Annotated in this window: 17 protein-coding genes; 6 read left to right on the top strand and 11 right to left on the bottom strand. The window is 60.7% G+C overall.

Features of this window, described 5'->3' with window-relative positions; translation table 11 throughout:
* The first annotated feature begins 83 nt into the window (after positions 1–83).
* The 3 genes from C1N60_RS15365 to C1N60_RS15375 all read left to right on the top strand — a co-directional run bounded on the left by C1N60_RS15365 (position 84) and on the right by C1N60_RS15375 (position 4,354).
* Positions 84–893 (top strand): inositol monophosphatase family protein, encoded by an 810-nt coding sequence (locus C1N60_RS15365; RefSeq protein WP_394521060.1) that lies wholly within the window; start codon positions 84–86, stop codon positions 891–893.
* Entirely contained in the window at positions 890–2,125 is a 1,236-nt protein-coding gene (locus tag C1N60_RS15370) for a histidine-type phosphatase (RefSeq protein ID WP_394521061.1), read from the top strand. Before C1N60_RS15365 ends, C1N60_RS15370 begins: the two co-directional genes overlap by 4 nt.
* Before the next feature lie 276 nt (positions 2,126–2,401).
* Positions 2,402–4,354: an acyltransferase family protein gene (locus tag C1N60_RS15375; RefSeq protein WP_394521062.1), complete on the top strand. Its 1,953-nt coding sequence runs from the start codon at positions 2,402–2,404 to the stop codon at positions 4,352–4,354.
* 42 nt (positions 4,355–4,396) lie between these two features.
* Here the strand turns inward: C1N60_RS15375 and proY are convergent, their stop codons facing one another.
* From proY to phoB, 6 genes are all read right to left on the bottom strand, one after another.
* Positions 4,397–5,752, bottom strand: a complete 1,356-nt coding sequence (proY, locus tag C1N60_RS15380; RefSeq protein WP_058775216.1) for a proline-specific permease ProY — start codon at positions 5,750–5,752, stop codon at positions 4,397–4,399.
* Positions 5,753–5,821: 69 nt separating this feature from the next.
* A complete protein-coding gene (brnQ, locus tag C1N60_RS15385; protein WP_021507147.1) occupies positions 5,822–7,141 on the bottom strand; it encodes a branched-chain amino acid transporter carrier protein BrnQ in 1,320 nt (439 codons plus the stop codon).
* A gap of 402 nt (positions 7,142–7,543) precedes the next feature.
* Positions 7,544–8,650 carry a cobalamin-independent methionine synthase II family protein gene (locus C1N60_RS15390; protein ID WP_132466414.1) on the bottom strand — a complete coding sequence of 369 codons (1,107 nt, stop codon included), beginning with the start codon at positions 8,648–8,650 and terminating at the stop codon, positions 7,544–7,546.
* A 165-nt stretch (positions 8,651–8,815) separates the two neighbouring features.
* Entirely contained in the window at positions 8,816–9,742 is a 927-nt protein-coding gene (locus C1N60_RS15395) for a PstS family phosphate ABC transporter substrate-binding protein (RefSeq protein WP_132466411.1), read from the bottom strand.
* A gap of 18 nt (positions 9,743–9,760) precedes the next feature.
* Positions 9,761–11,074 (bottom strand): phosphate regulon sensor histidine kinase PhoR, encoded by a 1,314-nt coding sequence (gene phoR / locus C1N60_RS15400; RefSeq protein ID WP_021507144.1) that lies wholly within the window; start codon positions 11,072–11,074, stop codon positions 9,761–9,763.
* Between the two features lie 15 nt (positions 11,075–11,089).
* On the bottom strand, positions 11,090–11,779 hold the full coding sequence (phoB, locus tag C1N60_RS15405) for a phosphate response regulator transcription factor PhoB (RefSeq protein ID WP_021507143.1): 690 nt from the start codon (positions 11,777–11,779) through the stop codon (positions 11,090–11,092).
* A 197-nt stretch (positions 11,780–11,976) separates the two neighbouring features.
* On the opposite strand from phoB, the gene sbcD reads away from it, so the two are divergent.
* Entirely contained in the window at positions 11,977–13,194 is a 1,218-nt protein-coding gene (gene sbcD / locus C1N60_RS15410) for an exonuclease subunit SbcD (protein ID WP_394521063.1), read from the top strand.
* Positions 13,191–16,868, top strand: a complete 3,678-nt coding sequence (locus tag C1N60_RS15415; RefSeq protein WP_394521064.1) for an AAA family ATPase — start codon at positions 13,191–13,193, stop codon at positions 16,866–16,868. Before sbcD ends, C1N60_RS15415 begins: the two co-directional genes overlap by 4 nt.
* Before the next feature lie 45 nt (positions 16,869–16,913).
* On the opposite strand, the gene C1N60_RS15420 is transcribed toward C1N60_RS15415, so the two are convergent.
* Genes C1N60_RS15420 through C1N60_RS15430 form a run of 3 tightly spaced genes read right to left on the bottom strand, consistent with a single transcriptional unit; the run spans position 16,914 to position 18,612 of the window.
* Complete coding sequence (locus tag C1N60_RS15420) at positions 16,914–17,570, bottom strand: DUF799 domain-containing protein (protein WP_021507140.1); 657 nt, start codon at positions 17,568–17,570, stop codon at positions 16,914–16,916.
* A complete protein-coding gene (locus C1N60_RS15425; protein ID WP_021507139.1) occupies positions 17,567–17,923 on the bottom strand; it encodes a DUF4810 domain-containing protein in 357 nt (118 codons plus the stop codon). The genes C1N60_RS15420 and C1N60_RS15425 overlap by 4 nt, the downstream gene beginning before the upstream one ends.
* 11 nt (positions 17,924–17,934) lie before the next feature.
* Positions 17,935–18,612 carry a CsgG/HfaB family protein gene (locus C1N60_RS15430; protein WP_021507138.1) on the bottom strand — a complete coding sequence of 226 codons (678 nt, stop codon included), beginning with the start codon at positions 18,610–18,612 and terminating at the stop codon, positions 17,935–17,937.
* Positions 18,613–18,812: 200 nt separating this feature from the next.
* Here C1N60_RS15430 and C1N60_RS15435 point away from each other — a divergent pair, with 200 nt between their 5' ends.
* The gene (locus C1N60_RS15435; protein ID WP_233210676.1) at positions 18,813–19,193 is read left to right on the top strand and encodes a cell envelope integrity TolA C-terminal domain-containing protein; all 381 of its coding nucleotides are present in this window, start codon (positions 18,813–18,815) and stop codon (positions 19,191–19,193) included.
* Here the strand turns inward: C1N60_RS15435 and C1N60_RS15440 are convergent.
* Entirely contained in the window at positions 19,075–20,214 is a 1,140-nt protein-coding gene (locus tag C1N60_RS15440; RefSeq protein WP_104189126.1) for an AraC-like transcriptional regulator QhpR, read from the bottom strand. The two genes, C1N60_RS15435 and C1N60_RS15440, sit on opposite strands and share 119 nt — an antisense overlap.
* Before the next feature lie 229 nt (positions 20,215–20,443).
* Positions 20,444–21,448: a phosphotransferase enzyme family protein gene (locus tag C1N60_RS15445; RefSeq protein ID WP_282954317.1), complete on the bottom strand. Its 1,005-nt coding sequence runs from the start codon at positions 21,446–21,448 to the stop codon at positions 20,444–20,446.
* Positions 21,449–21,651: the final 203 nt, after the last annotated feature.

The raw sequence follows: 21,651 nt of genomic DNA on the forward strand, positions 1-21,651 counted from the left end.
TTTGTTAAGCCAGTCACACAGCCATGGCGCTTTATCCGGCGTGGTTCGCCACGTCGATTGCCAGTGAATGATAAGAGGGAAAAATGTCATCAGCTACGCTAACCGAATTAGATGCCCGTTATCACTATGCCTGTGAGGTGGCGAAAACCGCCGCCAGCCGCGCGCTGGCGTGGTATCAGCAGCGCCATCAGCTGGTGGTGGAGCACAAGAAGGATTTGCAGGATGTGGTCAGCGAGGCGGATCGCAACGTTGAGCTGCTGGTAAAACACCTGATTCATGAGCGTTTTCCTGACGATGCGGTGCTGGGTGAAGAGAGCGGCGGTGATGTCAGCGGCGCGCGCTTTATCTGGGTCATCGATCCGATTGACGGCACCAGCAGCTTTCTTAACGGCCTGCACAACTGGTGCGTCTCGCTGGCGATTGTCTGCGACAATCAGCCGGTGATTGGCGTAGTCAGCGATCCTAATCATCAGGAAACCTTCCACGCCTGCCGCGGCAAAGGTGCCTGGGTGAATGACAAGCGCATTCAGGCACACAGCGCGCAGCGGCTCGATCAGGGGCTGCTGGGCCTCAGCAGCTCGAACAGCCAGCCGATTGAACCGCTGACCACCTTTATCAGCCAGCTGCTGGCGCAGGGCGGCATGTTTATCCGCAACGGTTCCGGTGCGCTGATGAGCGCCTGGGCGGCGGCCGGCCGGCTGATTGGCTATTACGAAGCGCATATGAATCCGTGGGATGGCCTGCCTGGCATTGTGCTGATGCGCGAAGCGGGCGGCGTCACCAACGATTATCTCAGCCACCATGGCCTGCAACAGGGTAATCCGGTGCTGCTGGCCAACTCGGTGCTCTATCCGCAGCTCAAAGCGTTGCTGCCGGCACAACCAACGCTATGAAACGTCTGCTGCTGAGCGCGCTGCTGGCTTTGCTGGCGCTCACCGCGCAGGCGCAGCCGCGCTACCAGCTGGAAAAAGTGGTAGAGATCAGCCGTCACGGCGTGCGTCCTCCCACCGCAGGTAACCGTACGGAAATCGAAGCCGCCACCCAGCGCGCCTGGCCGCGCTGGCGCAGCGCCGACGGCGAACTCACCGCACACGGTTATGCAGCGGTCGTGAATAAAGGTCGCTGGCAGGGTGAACACTATCGCCAGCTCGGCCTGCTGCGCGCCGGCTGTCCCGATGCCGGGCAAATCTACGTGCGCGCCAGTCCGCTGCAGCGCACCCGCGCCACGGCACAGGCGCTGCTGCAGGGCGCCTTTCCTGGCTGCGATGTGGTAGTTCATCACGTCGCGGGGACGGTCGATCCGCTGTTTCAGAGCGAAAAACTGCCGTTCGGCCAAACTGATGCTGCCACGGAGCGGGCAGCGGTCGCGGCGCGCGCCGGCGATCTCGCCGCACTGCAGCAGCGTTTACAGCCCGCCGTGCAGCAGCTCAGGCAGGCGGTGTGCGCGGCAGATTGCCCGTTCTTCGAGCGCCCCTGGCAGCTGAAGCAGAGTAAAAGCGGCCATACCTACGTGCAGGGTCTCAGCGTGCTGGCCAGCATGGCCGAAACCTTACGGCTCGGCTGGAGCGAAAATCTGCCGTTCAGCCAGCTGGCGTGGGGCAACATCACCCGGGCGCAGCAGATCAGCGCCCTGCTGCCGCTGCTGACCGCCAATTACGATCTGAGTAATGATGTGCCATATATCGCGCAAAAGCGTGCGTCGATTCTGCTGGACGCGGTGGTGCGCAACCTGCAGGACGATACGGCGACGCCCTCCACCCGCTGGCTGCTGCTGGTGGCCCACGACACCAATATCGCCATGCTGCGCACGCTGATCGGCTTCAGCTGGCAACTGCCCGGCTACGCGCGCGGTAATATTCCGCCCGGCAGCAGCCTGGTGTTTGAGCGCTGGCGCGATAACCAGACGCAGACGCTGCTGCTGCGCGTCTATTTTCAGGCACAGAGTCTGGACGCGCTGCGCCAGCTAACGCTGATCGATCGGCAGCACCCGCTGCTGCGCCAGGAGTGGCATCAGCAAAACTGTCGCCAGACGGCAGTGGGCACGCTGTGTCCTTATCAATCGACGCTTGAGCACTGGCGCACCGCCATTGATCAGCGCGCGGTAATCCCCGTGAACTATCCCTGACGCCAGCCGCCGGGTTAAGCCAGACAGATTACGCCGGCTTATTCCTGCAGCGAAATTACAGCAATAAACTGCAAGCTGGTGGGCACGGTTATCTGAGACTTTTCTTTTTTTTCCCTTAAAAGCGTTAATGCTGAAAAACTGCGATATGCTGCACGGGTCAATCATCCCTTAGTAATACCTTTCTCTTTTTACATTTTTCGGCGACAGGATGCGCCGAGCTATTTTTATCCGCAGCAATAAAATCGTAAATTAACATTGAATAACTGGGATCCTGTTATGTCTGTACCTGCCTCGCTGCGCTATCGTCCGGATATCGATGGTCTGCGCGCTGTCGCCATTATATTGGTTGTGCTGTTCCACTGCGGCGTCAGCGCCGTGTCGGGCGGCTTTATTGGCGTCGATATTTTTTTCGTTATTTCCGGCTTTTTAATTGGCGGTATTATCAGTAAAGAAATTACCGCCGGCACCTTCTCGTTTTATCAGTTTTATTTACGCCGCATCCGGCGTATTGCGCCCGCCCTGTTTTTTATGCTGATGGTATTGCTGCTGCTCGGTTATCTGCTGTTATCACCGCTGGAATTAAGCCAGCTGGCAAAATACAGCATGGCGGTGTTTCTCTCGGTGCCCAATATGCTGTTACTGAAGAGTGGCGACTATTTCAGTGCGGATGCCGATCTCAATCCTCTGCTGATGACCTGGTCGCTGGGCATTGAGGAGCAGTTCTATATCGTGCTGCCGTTTATTCTGCTGCTGGCCGCGCGACTGCGGCGCACAATGACCGGCATGGTGCTACTGCTCAGCCTGCTGTCGCTGGCTGGCTGCCTGTGGTTAACGCCCCTCTCCAGCACTCAGGCGTTTTATCTGCTGCCAACCCGCGCCTGGGAACTGGGTGCCGGCGTGCTGCTGGCGCTGTGGCAACCCCGCCCCGTCACCGGCCGGCTGGCCAGCCTCTGTCATCTTGCTGGCTGGCTGCTGATCATTGGTGCCACGCTGTTACTCAGCCATAGCGATCGCTTCCCTGGCTGGCTGGCGCTGCTGCCGGTGCTGGCGGCCTGTCTGATGATCGGTGCACGCAGCCCGCTCAATCAGCGGCTGCTGGAGAACGCGCCGATGCGCTTCATCGGTAAAATTTCCTACTCGTGGTATCTGTGGCACTGGCCGCTGCTCAGTCTGGCGCGCATCTGCAGCGATCGGCCGCTCAGCATCTGGCAGGCGTTGAGCATCTGTGCCGTGGCGCTGGTCATCGCCTGGCTCTCCTGGCGCTTCATCGAACAGCCATTCCGCCGGACGCGCAGCGGTACGCGCTGGCTGATCCCCGGCTACTGCGCCTCGTCGCTGCTGGCAGCCGGTGCCATGGTGCTGCTGTGGCAGAGCGGTGGCCTGAAATCGCGCGTCAGTGAAGCGGTGATGCTTGGCGACGAATGGAAAGTCGCCGCCCAGCGCGATCCCTGCCTGCTGGATTACGGCGCCACGCGGCTCGCCCGCGATGCGCAGTGCCAGCCGCAGAGTGGCACACCGGCGATAGCGCTGATCGGCGACAGCCATGCCGCCGCGCTGGCGGCCAACGTCGCCGATTACGCCCGGCGGCAGCAGAAACCGCTGTTTCAGCTGACCAAAGCCTCCTGCCCTTTCCTGCTTGACGCCACGCGCGCGATGCAGCAGAAACCGCAGCATGCACAGCAGTGCCTCGATTTTAATCAGCGGGTTTTGCCGATCATCCTGAGCGATAAAATAGACGAAGTGGTGATCAGCGCGTTCTGGGCGGCGGGCCTCAGTGAGCAGCCGGGCAGCGGATTCCGCAGTCTCCGCGATCCGGCGCAGGACAATCTGCAGGCGCTGAAAAGCGGGCTGGATACCGTGGTGGCGCAGCTGCTGGCGGCGGGGAAAAAGATCACCCTCATAGACGATGTGCCGACCATCACGCTCGATCCGCTGCGCTACAGCCATAACCGCAATATGCCGCTGCGCCGCAGCCTCAATAGCTGGCTCAGCGCGCAGGATGGCGCGGCGCTGGCGGCGGAACGCACGCAGCAGATGCAGATGCCAAACGCATCGGTAGCAAATCTGTTAAAGGATTATCAGCAGTATGGCGTACGCGTGTTGTCACTACAGGAGACGTTATGTAATGCGCAGGGGTGTCTGGTCACTCATCAGGGCATGCCGCTCTGGTACGACAACAATCACCTGAATCCGTACGGCGGAGAGATGGCGCTGGGGAAAAACTGGTAATGCACCACGGGCGAAGTCTCGCTTCGCCCGTGGTAAAGTTACTTACGCTTTACGTTTCTTCGCCAGCGGCCACGCCAGCAGCAGCAGAACAATCCACGCAAACCCGACGTACAGCGAGATACGCGTATCCGGGAAGTAGCCAATCAGCGCGATGATAAAGGCAAGGAACAGCACCCCCACCCACGCCGTAGCGCTGCCGCCCGGCAGAGCAAACTGCAGCTTACCGGCCTGCTCTTTGCCGATTTTGTGGCGGAACGCGATCTGCGACAGCAGAATCATAATCCACACCCACACGGTGGCAAACGTCGCCAGCGAGGCAATCACCAGGAACACTTTTTCCGGCATCAGATAGTTGAGGTACACCGCCACCAGCATGGCAAGCATCATCACCAGCACCGTGACCCACGGAATGCCGCGATTCGACACCTTCATAAACATCTTCGGCGCATGTCCCTGCTGCGCCATACCGTGCAGCATGCGGCCGACGCCAAACACATCGCTGTTAATCGCCGACAGCGAGGCAGTCAGCACCACAAAGTTCAGAATGGAGGCGGCGGCGGCGATACCGAGGTGCTGGAAAGTCAGCACGAACGGGCTGCCTGCGGTACCGACCTGGTTCCAGGGATAGATCGACATGATCACAAACAGCGTGCCGACATAGAACACCAGAATGCGCAGCGGTACGGAGTTAATGGCGCGCGGGATCGATTTCGCCGGATCTTTGGCTTCGCCGGCGGTGATACCAATGATCTCAATGCCGCCGTAGGCGAACATCACCATCTGCAGCGACAGCAGCATGCCGACGATACCATGGGCAAAGAAGCCGCCGTTGGTCCACAGGTTATGGATGCCGGTCGGCTGACCGCCGTTGCCGATGCCCCAGAAAATCATGCCGAAACCGGCCACGATCATGATGATGATGGTGGCGACTTTGAAGAAGGAGAACCAGAACTCCACTTCACCAAACACCTTCACGCTCATCAGGTTGATGGCGCCGATGATCAGCACCACCGACAGCACCCAAATCCAGTGCGGCACCTCCGGGAACCATACGCCCATGTAGATACCAAAAGCCGTGACGTCGGCGATCGCCACAATCAGGATTTCAAAGCAGTACGTCCAGCCGGTGATATAGCCCGCCAGCGGTCCGAGGTAATCCTGCGCGTAGCGTGAAAACGAGCTGGCCTGCGGATTGTTAACCGACATCTCGCCCAGCGCGCGCATGATGATATACGCCACGGCGCCGCCGATGATGTAGGCCAGCAGTACGCTGGGGCCTGCCATTTTGATGGCATCTGCCGAGCCGTAAAACAGCCCGGTGCCGATCGCCGATCCCAGCGCCATAAAACGGATGTGGCGCGTGCTCAGTCCGCGTTTGAGCTTATTGGTTTCTTGCATAACAAACAGTACCTGTGGAAATGAAAAAACCACGGGCAAGCCCGTGGTCGGAATTAACAGCGATGTCGCTTACTGGTGAACGGCAACCTGCTCACGCCCTTTCACCCGGTCAACTACCGCTGCAATCACCAGCATCGCCAGCGACGGCGGCAGCCAGGAGAGTCCCTGATCGGCCAGCGGCAGATGCTGGCTAAACAGCGGCAGCGCATCTTTAAAGCTGGTGGTTTTGATGGCATCGACGATGCCAAACAGCAGGCTGATCAGCATGGTTGGCGCAATGATGCGCGTGCTGCGATTCCACCAGCTCAGGGTAAAGCTCAGCACCACCAGTACGATGCACGGCGGATAGATAGCCGTCAGCACCGGAATTGAAATCTGAATCAGGTGACTGAGACCGAGGTTCGACACCAGCATGGCGAACAGGCCGAGAATAAACACCAGCGCTTTATACGACAACGGCAGGTATTGCGCAAAGAATTCTGCGCAGGCACAGGTCAGGCCCACCGCCGTAACCATACAGGCGACGAAAATCAGCGCGGCGAGGAAGACACTGCCCATGCCGCCGAAGGTCTGCTGCACGTAAGCATGCAGAATCGCCGCGCCGTTAGCGTTCTGATCGACAATCGCGCCGCTGCCGGAGCCCAGCTTGAACAGGCTGAGGTACACCAGCGTCAGACCGACACCGGCGATCACGCCGGCCAGCATGGTATAGCGCGTCAGCAGTTTACTGTCTTCCACGCCACGTGAACGCGCCGCATTAACGATGACGATACCGAACACCAGCGCGCCGAGCGTATCCATGGTCAGATAGCCGTTCACGAAACCGCTGGAGAAGGCCGCACGCTGGTAGTCGGCGGTGGCCGGCGAAATGCCGCCAGCCGGCCACAGCAGCGCCGCGACGCCCAGAATGGTCAGCGCGACAATTTTCAGCGGTGCGAGGAAGTGACCGACGGTGTCCAGCAGCTTGCCCGGATAGAGCGAAATGCCAATCACCAGCGCGAAGTACACCAGGCTATAGATAAACAGCGGCAGCGGGCCGTCGCCGGTCAGCGGCGCAATCCCCACTTCAAATGAAACGGTCGCGGTGCGCGGCGTGGCAAACAGCGGTCCGACGGCGAGATAGCACACGGTGGCGAGCAGCAGACCGGCCGCTTTACCAATCGGTGAGCTGAGCGCATCAATACCGCCGCCGACGCGCGCCAGCGCGATCACGGTCATCACCGGTAAACCAACCGCGGTGATCAGGAAGCCGAAGGCGGCAATCCAGACATGTTCACCAGACTGAATACCGACCATAGGCGGGAAAATGATGTTTCCTGCGCCAACGAACAGGGCAAAGGTCATGAAGCCCAGCGCCAGGATATCCCTGGAGGTTAAACGATGTGTCATAAACTTCTGTACTGCCTGTAGCTGATGTTGCGGTGGAAGTTGGGTTTGTGTTGTCCCCTGGATGCGCGAAAACAATGGCTTAACTGGCTTGACCAGTGCGTTATGCGGGCCGAATCGGTACAGCGCAGGTGATTTAAACTGCTTTTCTTCTGTTCTCAGAGGGATGAATCGACAACGGCGCAAATTAAAACGTTTATAGCGAAGAAAGGCAATACGGGATCGGAAAACCAGAAGGATATAACAGGAAAGCGTCAGAACGTAGTGGATAAGCAGGAAATAGTCGGAAAACACCTGAGATGATTTGCTTAAAGTTTCTGCAAAGCGGGCGATCTCCTTGCAGAAACCGCCGCAGGGATGCACAAAAGGCGCGCTTTACGCGCCTGTTTGCACAACTTTACAGCATCACCACACCTGTTGTGCGATGTCGACAACCAGACGAATCTTCTGCCACTGCTGCGCTTCGGTCAGGCTGTTGCCCTCTTCCGTTGACGCAAAGCCACACTGCGGGCTGAGGCAAATCTGGTCGAGGCTGACAAACTGCGCCGCTTCCTGCAGGCGCGCCTTCACCTGTGCAGCGTCTTCCAGCTCGCCGGTTTTGGTGGTAATCAGCCCTAATACCACCTGCTGATGACCGGGTTTGATGAAACGCAGCGGCTCAAAGCCACCGGAGCGCTCATTATCGTACTCGAGGAAAAACGCGTCGATGTTCACGCTGCCAAACAGAATTTCCGCCACCGGCTCGTAGCCGCCTTCCGAGATCCAGGTCGAGCGGAAGTTACCGCGACACACGTGCAGGCCGACGGTGAGATCCGCCGGTTTATCTTCCAGCGCGCGATTCAGCACCTGCGCATAAATGTGCGCCAGCTGTTGCGGATCTTCACCGCGCTCGCGAATTTGCTGCTGCTGATCGCCTGAACACAGGTACGCCCACACGGTGTCATCCAGCTGCAGATAGCGGCAGCCAGCGTCGTAAAATGCCTTGATCGCATCCTTGTAAGTCTGTGCCAGATCGGCGAAGTACTGCTCCAGATCCGGATACACTGTGGCATCAATCACTTTACGGCCGCCGCGGAAGTGCAGCACGCTCGGGCTGGGAATGGTCATTTTCGCCACCGCATCGCCGGCCACGCTTTGCAGGAAGCGGAAATGGTCCAGCATCGGATGCTGCGGGTTAAAAGCGACTTTACCGGTGACCTTCACGCCGTGCGCTTTGGTCTGCACGCCGTTGAACTGAATGCCCTGATCGGCCTCAAACAGCTCAACGCCGTGCAGATGGCCAAAGAAATCAAAGTGCCACCAGGCGCGGCGGAATTCACCGTCGGTCACCACCTGCAGACCGCTGGCGCGCTGCTGCTCCACCACCTGGCGAATCGCATCGTCTTCTACCTGACGCAGCTGGTCGGCGCTGAGAGTGCCACTGGCGAACTGCTCGCGTGCATGCTTAATGGCAGCGGGACGCAGAAAACTGCCGACGGTATCGGCGCGGAACGGGGCGGTGTTGCGTTGCATATTCACTCCTGCACTGGCGCATAATTGCGTCAGGGTATAATTGCGTACGGTTATTTTTGGCCATCTGGATGGCTATATGTCCATAAGAGTGACATGCCGCCCTGCCGGCGGCAATAGAAGAAAATTCAGGGGACGTGAAAAAAATTCATGATCGGTCAGCGTGAATTAGTTTTGCGCAATCGCCGCGCGCGCCTGCGCGATCTGGCTGTCGGACAGCGGCAGGTAGCCGGCCTCCGTTACGCGGCGCTGGCCCTGCGCAGAGAGCACCTGCTGCAGAAAGGCGGCGACCAGCGGCGGCAGCGGTTTGCCGGGCGCCTTGTTAGCGTAAATATACAGCGGGCGCGACCACGGATAACGGCCGCTGCGGATCGATTCGGCATCTGGCATAACGCTGTCGCCGCTGGCGGTGACGATTGGCAGGGTTTTCACGCCGCTCAGGTGAAAGCCAAAGCTGGCGTAGCCGATGCTGTTCGGCGTGCTGGCGACCGCCTGCACCACCGCCGCCGAGCCGGGAAACTCCGCGACGTCAGCGCGGAAATCGCCGCGACACAGCGCCTGCTGCTTGAAAAAGCCCCAGGTGCCGGAAGCGGAGTTACGGCCAAAGCGCTGAATACTGCGCGTTGCCCAGTTCGCCGTATGCAGGCCAACATCGCCCCAGCGCTGTGGCACCTGCTGTGCGCCGCATAGCCGGGTAACGGAGAACAGCGCATCCAGCTGCGGCTGACTGATGGACGGCAGCGGATTGTCCTGATTAACCACCACCACCAGCGCATCCATCGCCACCGGCACCGCCAGCGGCGCATAGCCATAGCGCGCGATAAACAGCTGACGCTCATCCACCTGCATCGGACGGCTCATGGCGCCAAGCTGAGCGGCCCCGGCGGCCAGCGCGGTCGGCGCCGTCGACGATCCCGCCGCCTGCACCTGCACATTAACGCCCGGCGACTGACGGCTGAAATCTTCGCCCCACAGCGTCATCAGATAGCCCAGCGTGTCCGAGCCCACGCTGCTCAGGTTGCCGGTCAGCATGCTTTGCTGAGCCGTCGCCAGCAGCGGGCACAGTAATAAAAGAGAGAGCAGCAGTGATTTCATCACAGAGTCCGGTGGCGTTTACTGCGCCACATTCTCGCGGATTCCGTTCGCCACAATCAAGCGCGGTGGCAGCACGAAGCGGAAGCAGGTTTCCTGATGCGGCACGCTGCTGATCTCCAGCCGCGTGGTGTGGTGGCCGAGCGCGTGCTTAACAATGGCCAGCCCCAGCCCGCTGCCGCCGGTGGCGCGCGAGCGCGCTTTATCCACGCGGTAGAAGCGTTCGGTCAGGCGCGGCAGATGCTCCTCGCTGATGCCGGGCCCGTTGTCGCACACTTTAAATTCGGCGCCCTGTTTGGTGCGCAGCCAGCTGATGTCGATGCGCGTGCCATCCGGCGTGTGGTTCACCGCGTTATACACCAGATTGGAAATCGCACTGCGCAGCTGTTCATCATTGCCGAACACCTTCAGGTGCGGATCAGTGTGGAAATGGATGCTGTGCCGGCCCTGGCTGAGGGTTTCTGCCTCGCGTTGCAACAGCAGCAGCATGGTCGGCACATCCACCGTCTCTTTCAGGTCAATGGCGGGAGCCGCTTCGATGCGTGACAGCGTCAGCAACTGCTTCACCAGGCTGTCCATGCGTCGCGTTTGCTCCTGCATGGTACTGAGCGCCTTGCTGCGGGTGCGCTCGTTCATCCCGGCATCGTCCATCATCTCCAGATAGCCCTGCAGCACCGTCAGCGGGGTACGCAGTTCATGGCTGACGTTGGCGAAGAAGTTACGCCGCGCTCCTTCCAGCTGGTGCATCTGGGTGACGTCACGCGCCACCATCAGCCACTGACCTTCGCTGTAAGGCATGACGCGGAATTCCATATGATGCTGATTATTCAGCACCAGCGTCAGCGGCTTGTTGAAGTCGCGCTGGCGGATATAGCGGGAGAATTCAGGGTAGCGCAGCAGGTTGAGGATATTCTGGCCGTTATCTTCCGGCCAGCGCAGCCCGAGATGCTGCTGGGCCAGACCGTTACACCAGAAAATGGTGCCCTCTTCGGTGGTGAGCACCACTGCGTCCGGCAGCGACTCGGCCCCGCTGCGAAAGCGTTTGATCAGATTGCCCAGCTCGCGCCGGCGGCGGCGATTGCGCAACTGCATTTGATACAGGCCGTAAAACAGCGGTTCCCAGCTGCCGCGCCCGGTGGGCGGCGTCATTGAACGATCAATCCACAGCCAGTGCGACAGCCGCATCAGATTTTTGAAGTGCCAGAACAGCACGCCGCACACGGCCAGTAACAGCCACCATGGCAGATAGCCAACCAGCAGACCCAGCACCAGCGCAGGCAGACACACCAGCGCCAGCTCGGTCAGTAATCTCTTCCAGGAGAGTCGTTCCAGCACGGTAAAAGACTCCGTTTAGTAGCGGGCAGAGAAACGATACCCTGTTCCGCGAACGGTTTGTACCATGCGATCGTGGCCGGAAACTTCCAGTGCTTTACGTAAACGACGGATATGCACATCCACGGTGCGGTCTTCCACATACACGTTAGTGCCCCACACGTGATTCAGCAGCTGTTCGCGGCTGTATACGCGCTCCGGATGCGTCATAAAGAAGTGCAGCAGTTTGTATTCGGTCGGTCCCATTTCCAGCGGCGTGGTTTCGGACATCACGCGATGCGAGGAGGGATCGAGGCTCAGCCCCTGCATCTCAATCACCTCTTCCACCGCCATCGGTGAGATGCGGCGCATCACGGCTTTAATGCGCGCCATCAGCTCTTTGGGCGAGAACGGCTTGGTGATGTAATCATCGGCGCCCACTTCCAGCCCGCGCACGCGATCTTCCTCTTCGCCGCGCGCCGTCAGCATCATCACCGGAATATCACGCGTCATGGCTTCACGCTTTAAATGTTTGATGAACTGAATGCCGCTGCCGCCGGGTAACATCCAGTCCAGCAGAATCAGATCGGGCCAGGGTTCGATCAGCTTGCCAATCGCGCTGTCATAGTCCTCAGCCTCAATCGGCTGGTAATCGTTTTGTTCCAGCACGAAACATAACATTTCACGGATGGGAGCTTCGTCTTCCACAACCAAAATGCGCTTAGCCATTATTACTCCTGCGATTGTGACAGCATGTCACGGGGGTTTGCGGCGCCATTATGCGTCAGTTTTGTGACACTTTTATGAAAAACCCACCTCATGATAATCAGATAAAAAGCGCAATTGTGACAACCGGTTTCGCTTTTTTTTCATTGCGTTGTTAAGCGGTTATACTGCCGCTTTGCGATAGCAGGCACGGAGCATTCATGCGCATTATTCACACCGCTGACTGGCATCTCGGTCAGTTCTTTTACAGCAAGAGCCGCGCCGCCGAGCACCAGCAATTCCTCGACTGGCTGCTGGCCGCGATTGTGCAGCATCAGGTGGATGCGCTGATCGTCGCTGGCGACCTCTTTGATACCGGTTCGCCGCCCAGCTACGCACGCGAACTGTTTAACCGTTTCGTGGTGGCGCTGCAGCCCAGCGGCTGCCAGCTGATTGTGCTGGCCGGCAACCATGATTCGGTCGCCACGCTGAATGAATCGCGCGAGCTGCTGGCCTGCCTCAATACCCGCGTCATTACCAGCGCCGCGCCCGGCGGCGAGCAGCAGGTGCTGACGCTGCAACAGCGCGACGGCACGCCGGGCGCGCTGCTGTGCGCCATTCCCTATCTGCGTCCGCGCGACATCCTGCGCAGCCAGGCGGGTCAGTCCGGTCGCGATAAGCAGCTGTCGCTGCTGCAGGCGATTGAGCAGCACTATCAGCACTGTTATGCCGCCGCCGTGGCGCAGCGCGAAGCCATGGGCAGTACGCTGCCGATCATCGCCACCGGGCATCTCACTACCGTGGGCGTCAGCAAGAGCGAATCGGTGCGTGATATCTACATCGGCACGCTGGACGCCTTTCCGGCGCAGGCCTTCCCGCCAGCCGACTACATTGCGCTGGGCCATATCCATCGCGCGCAGCGCATCGCCGACAGCGATCACATCCGCTACAGCGGTTCGCCGATTGCGCTCAGTTTTGATGAGCTGGGCCGCGAGAAAAGCGTATTCCTGCTGGAATTTAGCACCCGGCTGGAGTCCGTCACACCGCTGGTTATTCCGTCATTCCAGCCGATGCAGATGTTAAAAGGCGCCATGGCGGAGATCGAACAGCAACTGACCGCGTTTCACACCTATGAAGGCGATCTGCCGGTGTGGCTGGATATCGAAATCACTACTCAGGAGTACCTGAGCGACCTGCAGCGCCGCATCGAACAGCTTACCGAGTCGCTGCCGGTTGAGGTGCTGCTGGTGCGCCGCAGCCGCGATCAGCGTCAGCGCAGTCTGGCACGGCTGGAGAACGAAACCCTGAGCGAACTGAAAGTTGAAGAGGTATTTGCCCGCCGGCTGGCGCTGGAGGATCAGCTGGAGGATGAACAGCGCGCGCAGTTAACGCAGCTGTTTCGCAGCACGCTGGCGACGCTGGAGGATCCGGGCGCATGAAAATTCTGACGCTGCGTTTTAAAAATCTCAACGCGCTGCGCGGCGAGTGGTTTATCGATTTCCGCCGCGAGCCGTTTGCCAGCAACGGGCTGTTCGCCATCACCGGCGCCACCGGCGCGGGTAAAACCACGCTGCTGGATGCCATCTGTCTGGCGCTCTATCACCAGACGCCGCGCCTTGGAGGCCTGTCGCAGAGCGAAAATCAGCTGATGACGCGTGACACCGCTGAGTGCCTCGCCGAAGTGGAGTTTGAGATCAAAGGTGAAGCCTGGCGCGCCTTCTGGAGCCAGAACCGCGCGCGCGGCCTGGCGGAAGGTAAACTGCAGGCGCCGCGCGTCGAACTGGCGCGCGTGGCGGACAACCAGATCGTCGCCGATAAAGTCGGTGACAAGCTCAAAGCCATCGAAACCTTGTCCGGTCTCGATTTTGCCCGCTTCACCCGTTCTATGATGCTGTCGCAGGGGCAGTTTGCCGCCTTCCTCAATGCCAAACCCGGCGAGCGCGCCGAGCTGCTGGAGGAGCTGACCGGCACCGAAATCTACGGCCACATCTCGATGCAGATCTACGAGCGCTGGCGCACGGCGCGCGCGTCACTCGACACGCTGCGCGCCCGCGCCGGTGCGGTGCAGTTGCTCGACGACGCCCGCCGCGCCGAACTGGCGCAGCAGCTGGAGCAGCTGACCCGCAGCGAACAGGATCTGAGCGAGCAGCTGGCGCAGGCCCAGCAGCAGCAGCAGTGGCTGACGCAGCAGCAGCAGCTCAACGCGGAGCAACAGCAGGCGCAGCAGGCGTTGCAGGCTGCCGCCACGGCCTGGCAGCAGGCGGAAAGCGATCGCCAGCGGCTGGCGCGTGCTGAACCGGCGGAGAAGCTGCGCGACAAACTGCAGCAGCGCGAACAGCTGCAGCGTGACCAGCAGACACTGAACCAGCAGGCGCAGCAGTTACAGCAGCAACAGCAACAGGCGCAAGCGGCGCTGCAGCAGGGTGAAAGCCACTATCAGGCCGCACAGCAGGCACGTGAACGCGCGCTGGCCGAACAGCAACAGCTGGAGACGTTGCTGAGCGAACAGGTGATCCCGCTCGATCAGCAGATCGCCAGCCGTGCACAGCAGCTTGAGCAGCAGCAGGCGTTGCTGAGCGAACAGCAAAAAACGCTGTTACTCAGCCAGCAGGCGCTGGATCAGCATCAGCAGGCAAGTGAACGCTTACAACAGCAGCTGGCGCAGCAGCAGGCGTTTCGCCTGAGTGAAGCCGCTGTCGCCCGCTGGGGCGGCGAACTGGCGCGCTGGCAGGCCGAACTCGCCCGGCTCGAAGAGCGTGAGCAAACGTTGACGCAGCTCAGCGCGCAGCAGCAACAACTGCAAAGCCAGCTGGAACAGCAGCAGCAGGCGCTGCAGGCGCGCGAACAGGCGGCACAGCCGCTGCAACAGGCAGAAGCCGCGGCACAGCAGCAGCGCCAGCAGGCGGAGCAGGTGCTTACTTCGCTGGAAGCGGAGATCGCCAGCCCGGCGTTGCGGACGGCGCTGGCGCAGCATCAGCAGCAGCGCGGCGTACGTCAGCAGCTCAGCCTGCTGGCGGCACAGTGGCAAACGCTCCAGCCGCAGCGCCAGCAGCGCCGGCTTAAGCTGCAGCAGTTACAGCAGCATGCTGAGCAGGAAGCGCTGGCTTTGCAGCAGCTGCGCGAGGAGTACAAGCGCGAGCATCAGACGCTGCTGGACGTGCGTCGCCTGTGCGAGCTGGAGCGCACGATTATTCAGCTGGCCGACGAGCGGGCGAAGCTGCAGCCGGAAAAGCCCTGCCCGCTGTGCGGCTCCTGCCAGCATCCGGCCATCGACCGCTACCAGCAGTTGCAGCCGGACGAAAATCAGCAGCGCCTGGCGGCGCTGGAGAGCCGCGTGATGCAGCTCAGGGAAGCCGGTACCGCGCGGGGCGAGCAGCTTAAACTGTCGCAGCAGCAACAGCAGGCGCTGCAACAGGAAATCGCCGATCTCGACCAGCAGATCGCCACCACCCGCGAGCGCTGGCAGGCGCTGTGCGGTGAGCTGGCGCTTACCTTCAGCGCTGAGCAGCACGCAGAATTCAGCGCCTGGCAGCAGCAGCAGGACGCGCTCGAAGCCCGCCAGCAGCAGCAGTTGCAGGCGCGTGAACAGGCGGCCGTCATGTTGCAGCAGGCCAAAGACGCGCATCTGCAACAGCAGCAGCGCTGGCAGCAACATCAGCAGCAGCAACAGCTGGCACAGCAGCAGCTGGCCAGCGCCCGGCAGCAGCGGGATGAGATCGATCAGCGCGTCAGCGGTGAACGTCAGGCATGGCAGCAGCAATTGCAGCAGCTGGAACAGCAGCTGGCTGCCCATCAGCTTAGCTTGCCTGCAGCGCCCGAGCGCGCCGGCTGGCTGCAAACGCTGCAGCAGCGCTGGCAGCAGTGGCAGGAAAGTGAGCGGTTACTTGCCGGGCTACAGCCGCAGCTGGCGAAAAGCGAAACGGAAGGCAGCAGCCTGCAGCACACGCTGGCGCGTGAACAGCAGCAGGTCGCCAGCCTGCTGCAAGCCCTTAACCACCTGCAACAGCAGCAGCAGGCCCAGCAGCAGCAGCGCCAGCAGCTGTTTGGCGACCGGCGCGTGGCGGACGTGCGTCAGCAGCAGCACGCCACGCTGCAACAGCATGACCAGGCGCTGGCGCAACAGCTGCAGCGCTGGCAGCAGGCGCAAAGCGAGCTGCACGGCCTGAAAGGTCAGTATGAACAGATTGTCAGCCAGCAGCAGACGCTGGCGCAGCGCGCAGCGGACGCCGAAAGCGCCTTCCGGCAGGCATTACTGCTCAGTGATTTCGCTGACGAAAGCGCCCTGCGCGCCGCGCTGCTGGCGGAAGATGAGGTGCAGACGCTGCGCCAGCGGCTGCAAACGCTGGAGCAGCAGCATCAGCAGCACGCCGCGCTGCATGCCAGACTGGCGCAGCGGCTGAGCGATCACCAGCAGCAGCGCCCGGCCGCGCTCAGCGATGCCGATGCTGGTACCATCGCCGCCCGGCTGGAGCAGCTGCGCGTGGCGCTGCGTGACAATGCACGCCAGCAGGGCGAAGCGCAGCAGCAGCTGTACAGCGATACCCAACAGCGTCAGCAGCAGCAAACGCTGCTGGCGCAGATCGCCGCTGACGAAGCGGAACTGGCACAGCTGAGCCGCCTCAACGATCTGATCGGGTCGGCCAAAGGCGACAAGTTCCGCCGCTTTGCTCAGGGCTTAACCCTCGATCATCTGGTGTGGCTGGCAAACCGCCAGCTCGATCGCCTGCACGGCCGCTATTTACTGCAGCGCCGCGTCAGCGATGAGCTGGAGCTGGAAGTGGTCGATACCTGGCAGGCCGATGCCACGCGCGACACGCGTACGCTGTCCGGCGGCGAGAGCTTCCTCGTCAGCCTGGCGCTGGCGCTGGCGCTGTCCGATTTGGTCAGCCACAAAACGCGCATTGAATCGCTGTTTCTCGACGAAGGCTTCGGCACGCTGGATGCCGAAACGCTGGATACCGCGCTGGATGCGCTCGATGCCCTCAACGCCAGCGGGAAAACCATCGGCGTGATCAGTCATGTGGAAGCGATGAAAGAGCGCATCCCGGTGCAGATCCGGGTGCGTAAAATGAACGGGCTCGGCTACAGTAAACTGGAGCTGCCGGGCGAGTGATGCGTGAAGTGGCGCGGCGATCAGCCGATCGCCGCGCCAGGTAGATTAACGCGTAACCGGCGCTTTGTAGCGCGGACCGGCCAGCAGACCACCCTGCTCGTTCTGCGCTAACAGACGTGCGCTGGTGACACCGGCAATGGTGTGCGCTTTGTCGCCCGCGTTGCTGGCGATCTGTTTGATCGCCGCCGACACCAGCATGCCAATGATGCCGCCGTTGCTGTTGTTGCTGTTCTCAGAATCATTGGCGGTGGCCATGCCCTGCCACAGCTCTTTACCGCTGCGCAGATCGACCAGACGGGCAGTGGCCGAGACCGTGGTCACCGAATCAACCACCAGATAGCTGCTGCCATAATCGGTAATCGAAATGTACAGTGCGCTGTCTGCGTTGAAGATGTCATGCAAGCGCTTCGTGCTCACCGCCTGAATTTCATGCCCGTTGCTCAGGCCGTTTTGCTGGAAGGTCTCTTCCACCACCGCCACCGGGAACACGTAGTAACCCGCTTCCGCCAGCGGCTGGGTCACCAGCGAGGTGAAGCTGTGCGACGCGTTGATATCCGGCGCACGGTTATCGGCAGGCAGCACCAGAATTGACGCCGGCTTACTGGCACGGAAGGCGCTGTAGTCATACGGTTTCTTATTCTGGGCACAGCCGGTCAGCAGCAGCGCCGCGAATACGCCGCACACGGCAATCAGTTTTTTCATTGGTTCACTCCTTTTTTCTTCATCAGAAAGTCCATGTACGGCGCCGATTCCGGAAACAGCTGCTTCTCGAGGGCGAACTGGCTGAAAGCTTTATCCGTGTTGCCGTTTTTGGCGTACAGCAGGCCCAGCTGGGCGTGCAGACCGGGTGCCACCGGCTTGTTCACCGCTTTGGCCTTTTCGATATCCAGATTCAGCGCATCAATCTGCTTCTGCGGATCGCTGTCTTTCTGGTAATAGCTGTACACCTGCTGCTGGTAATCACCCCAGTAGTAGATCGGCTCCGGTCCTTTTGGCGCACAGCCGGCCAGCACGCCTGCCGCGATCAGCGCGGCGCTCAGTTGCAGTAATTTCATCGTCAATATCCTTATTTCACCGGGCGCCATGCGCCGTTATTGATGCCATCCACCAGGTGGTCGACCGCTTCACGGATCGCCAGATCCATCACTTTGCCGTTCAGGGTAGAGTCATAGCTGGCGGTACCGCCAAAGCCGATCACCTCACGCGCTGACAGCTGGTATTCACCCGCGCCCTGCACGCTGTACACCACTTCTGAAGTGGTCACATCCACCACATTCAGGTTCACTTTGGCGTAAGCGATCTGGCTTTTACCGCGCCCGAGGATGCCCCACAGCTGCTGGTCGCCCACTTCTTTGCGCCCGAACTCGGTGATGTCACCGGTGATGATGTAGTTAGCGCCCTTGATATTCTGCTGGCTGTGTTTGAAGTCGGCTTCCTGCTGCAACTCTTTCAGGTTGCTGCGATCCAGCACGTTGAAGCGATTGGTCTGCTGCAGATGCGTAATCAGAATGGTTTTGGATTGGTTGCCCAGACGATCAACGCCGTCGGAGAAAATCCCATTCATGTATGACGAACGGTTATCAAACTGTCCCACCGCGATTGGGCTGCGCACGCCCTGATAAGCCGGCTGGCTTGCGGCGCGAACCTGAGGCGCGTCGATGGCGCGCGACGACTCGGTGGCACAGCCACTGAGCAGCGCGGCGCTTAACAAGGAGAGTGCCGCAAAGGCATATTTCTTCTGCATTTCTGGTCCATGAATAAAGGAAGGGATAACACCGCCACCAGGCGGCAAATTCTGGTTATGCCGACAGTCAGAGTAATGCCATAGCATTCCCTGCTGCGGTCTGTAGACTGTCGGCAGCAGCGCCAGGAATCTTTAGCGAAAATGCAGGCTTATTAATGAATTTAATTAATCGATTAGCGAGACTATCAGGTGGGTTAGTAATGATGGTGGGGCTCAGCGCCTGCCAGCAGGTGTCCGCGCCAGCCCCCAGCCTGGCCAATCAGTGCCAGCCGCAGGGCGATGCTGACAGCGCCGCCTGCCACTGGAGTGAAGCACTGCAGCAGCAGCTCAATAAGCAGTTTCACGATGCGGCGCGCTATGCCGGACAGCAGTGCTGGGTGCGCCTGGAGTGGCAGAACAGTGGGCGCTACGCGGTGACGCAAACCCAGGGCGACGAAGCGCTGTGTTTGCGCGCGTGGCAGCTTATTGGTCAGTCGCGCGGCTTACCGCCTCCGCCGCAGCGCGACCAGCCAGCGTGGTTTGGCTTTGCGCCACACCGGCCTGACTTACCAGCCCATCCTGGCGCCACTGGCGCGGGCTGATGCCGAACCAGCGGCGGAAGGCGCGGGAAAACGCGCTGACCTCGGAATAGCCGAGCAGCAGCGCCATCTCCGAGATGGGCAGCTGTCTTTGCTGCAGATAGTGCGTGGCCATTTCGCAGCGCACCTTATCCACCAGCGCGCTAAAGCTGATGCCCTCTTCGCGCAGGCGTCGCTGTAGCGACCAGCTCGACAACCCCATTTTGCCGGCGATCTCCTCCAGTGCCGGTTCGCCCTGAATGAGCGTCAGGCTGACCTGCGAACGCGCCTGTTCGACCACGCTCTGCACGCTGGCGCTGCTGTTGAGGCGGCGAATGGCATCCTGCATCACCATCAGCAGCATCGCATCCTGCTCCGGCATGGCGCGCTGCAGGTCGCGTTTCGCGATCAGCAGTGAGTTAAACGGCTGATCGAACCAGACCGGCGCATCAAACACTTTGCAGTGCTCGTGCCACTGCTCCGGACGCGGATGTTCAAAGTGCACCTCGCGCGGTGCCCAGTTTTTGCCCGCTACGTGGCGAATCAGGTTGAGGAACATGCCGAGCGTCAGCTCCGCATCCTGACGGCGCGCCAGGATCGCCCCGTGGCGCACCTGATAATCGAGCCGCCAGCAGTCGCCCTTGTCCACCAGCCGCGTCAGCGTATCGTGCTGGTGCCAGGGAAACGCGTTCACCACATTGTGCAGCGCCTGCTCCAACGTCGGCGAGCACAGTCCGATGTAGCCAATTAACCCTAATGACTGCGGTTTGAACTGCCTGCCGTAATGCAAACCGAAGTTATCAAAGCCGGAGTGGCGCGCCGCTTCTTCCATCACGCGGCAATAGTTCACCAGCCCCAGACTCAGTGTCGGGCTGGCCAGCAGTTCGGAATCGATACCGCTGATGCCAAAGATGCGATCGACATCGCCGCCTTTATCCGTAATAAAGGCGCTCAGACCGGTCGCCGCCGCCGCCAGAACGCCACGGTTGCTGGCGGGTGTGGCAAACGCGCTGAAGGCATCAGCAGCAGAGATGAGTGATTGCATGGGAACCTCTCAGGGATCGCGCGGATAACAGAATGAAGGGATCCAGCAATTTTCATACCAGCGTCACCCGGCGGCGCGCGGTGCAAGGCAATGCACCGCCTGGCCGCCGCTGGCGCGCTCCCGGCGAAGATCTGCGTGCCTGTCAGCGCGCCTGTGACGGCCGGCGCGCTTGATGCGCAGGCACCAGATTACGCCATCAGCGCGCGCCGCTGCCCTCTGCTGGTGCAGGTCACGCGCCTACCGGCAGCTGGCTGCTCTCAAGATAGCGACGGCACAGCCGCACCGAATGGCTGGCCCAGTGCGGCCCGAGGCTGAGCGCCATCTCGGTATCGGCGTGCGTGCCCATCCACGCCGTCATCTGGATACGACGCTGGATCAGTAGCGTCGGCACCAGCGCCATCTCAGCATCGCTGATGTGCGCCACGCGTTCATAGCCAAGGATCCAGTTATCCACCCACTCCGCCGCACGCGGATGGTGCTCGACGAAGCTGATCGCGGCCGCCAGATCGTGCAGATACCAGCCCATGCCGCAGTCGTCGAAGTCGATCACGCGGGTTTCGCCTTTGTGCAGCAGCAGATTGGTCAGACGCAGATCGGCGTGGATCAGGCCGTAGCGATCGCGCTCTTTACCAAATTCCGCCAGCGCCTGCCCGGCGCGCTCCACCGCCGCTGCGATAATGCCGTGATCGGCCGGATCGAGATGCGGCGCATCCTGCCAGCGCCCCCAGTGGCTGTGCTCGCTGACCATGGTGTGATGATCCCAGATAATGCGCTGAAAACCTTCGGGTTTCTGCCAGCTGCGGCTGTGCTGATGCAGGCGCGCGGTGATGGTACCGAGCTGCTGAAAGGCTTTGGGATCGACGTCGGTGGTCGGCATCTCGCCGTCAATCCAGTGGAACAGCACCGCATGACGCGTGCTGCCGTCCGCCAGCGTCAGCGTCAGCACGCTTTCACCGTCGCGCGCCGGGATGGCCTGCGGCACCATGATGCCGGTCTCGCGCAGCGCATCGAGCCACATCAGTTCACTGAGAATATCCGCTTTGCTGTGGTAATCCGGCCGGTGCAGGCGCAGCGCGTAGCGTTTGCCGCCGGCACGCAACAAAAAGGTGGCGTTCTCCGAACGGCACAGCAATTGCAGCTCACCGTGCAGCGCGGCGGGATAGCAGGCCAGCGCATGTTGCGCCAGCAGGGTGATCTCGGCATCGGTCAGGGATTCGGCTTGTTTGGCGCTCATTCATCACTCTCCAGCATCAGTCTCTTTAAACCAGTGTTATCAGCATGGGATGAGGTCGTCCTGACTGCCTGACCGCAGAACAGCAAAAGTTGACCGCAGCGTACAGCCAGCGCTTTTTCTGGCAGCGAGTTGACCGCAGAGGACAAAACTCACTGCGCCGGCGTCAAGTTTTCCCGTCCCGGGCAGCGGCATTATCCCTTCAC

It is taken from the genome of Pantoea sp. SGAir0184 (assembly GCF_043544755.1).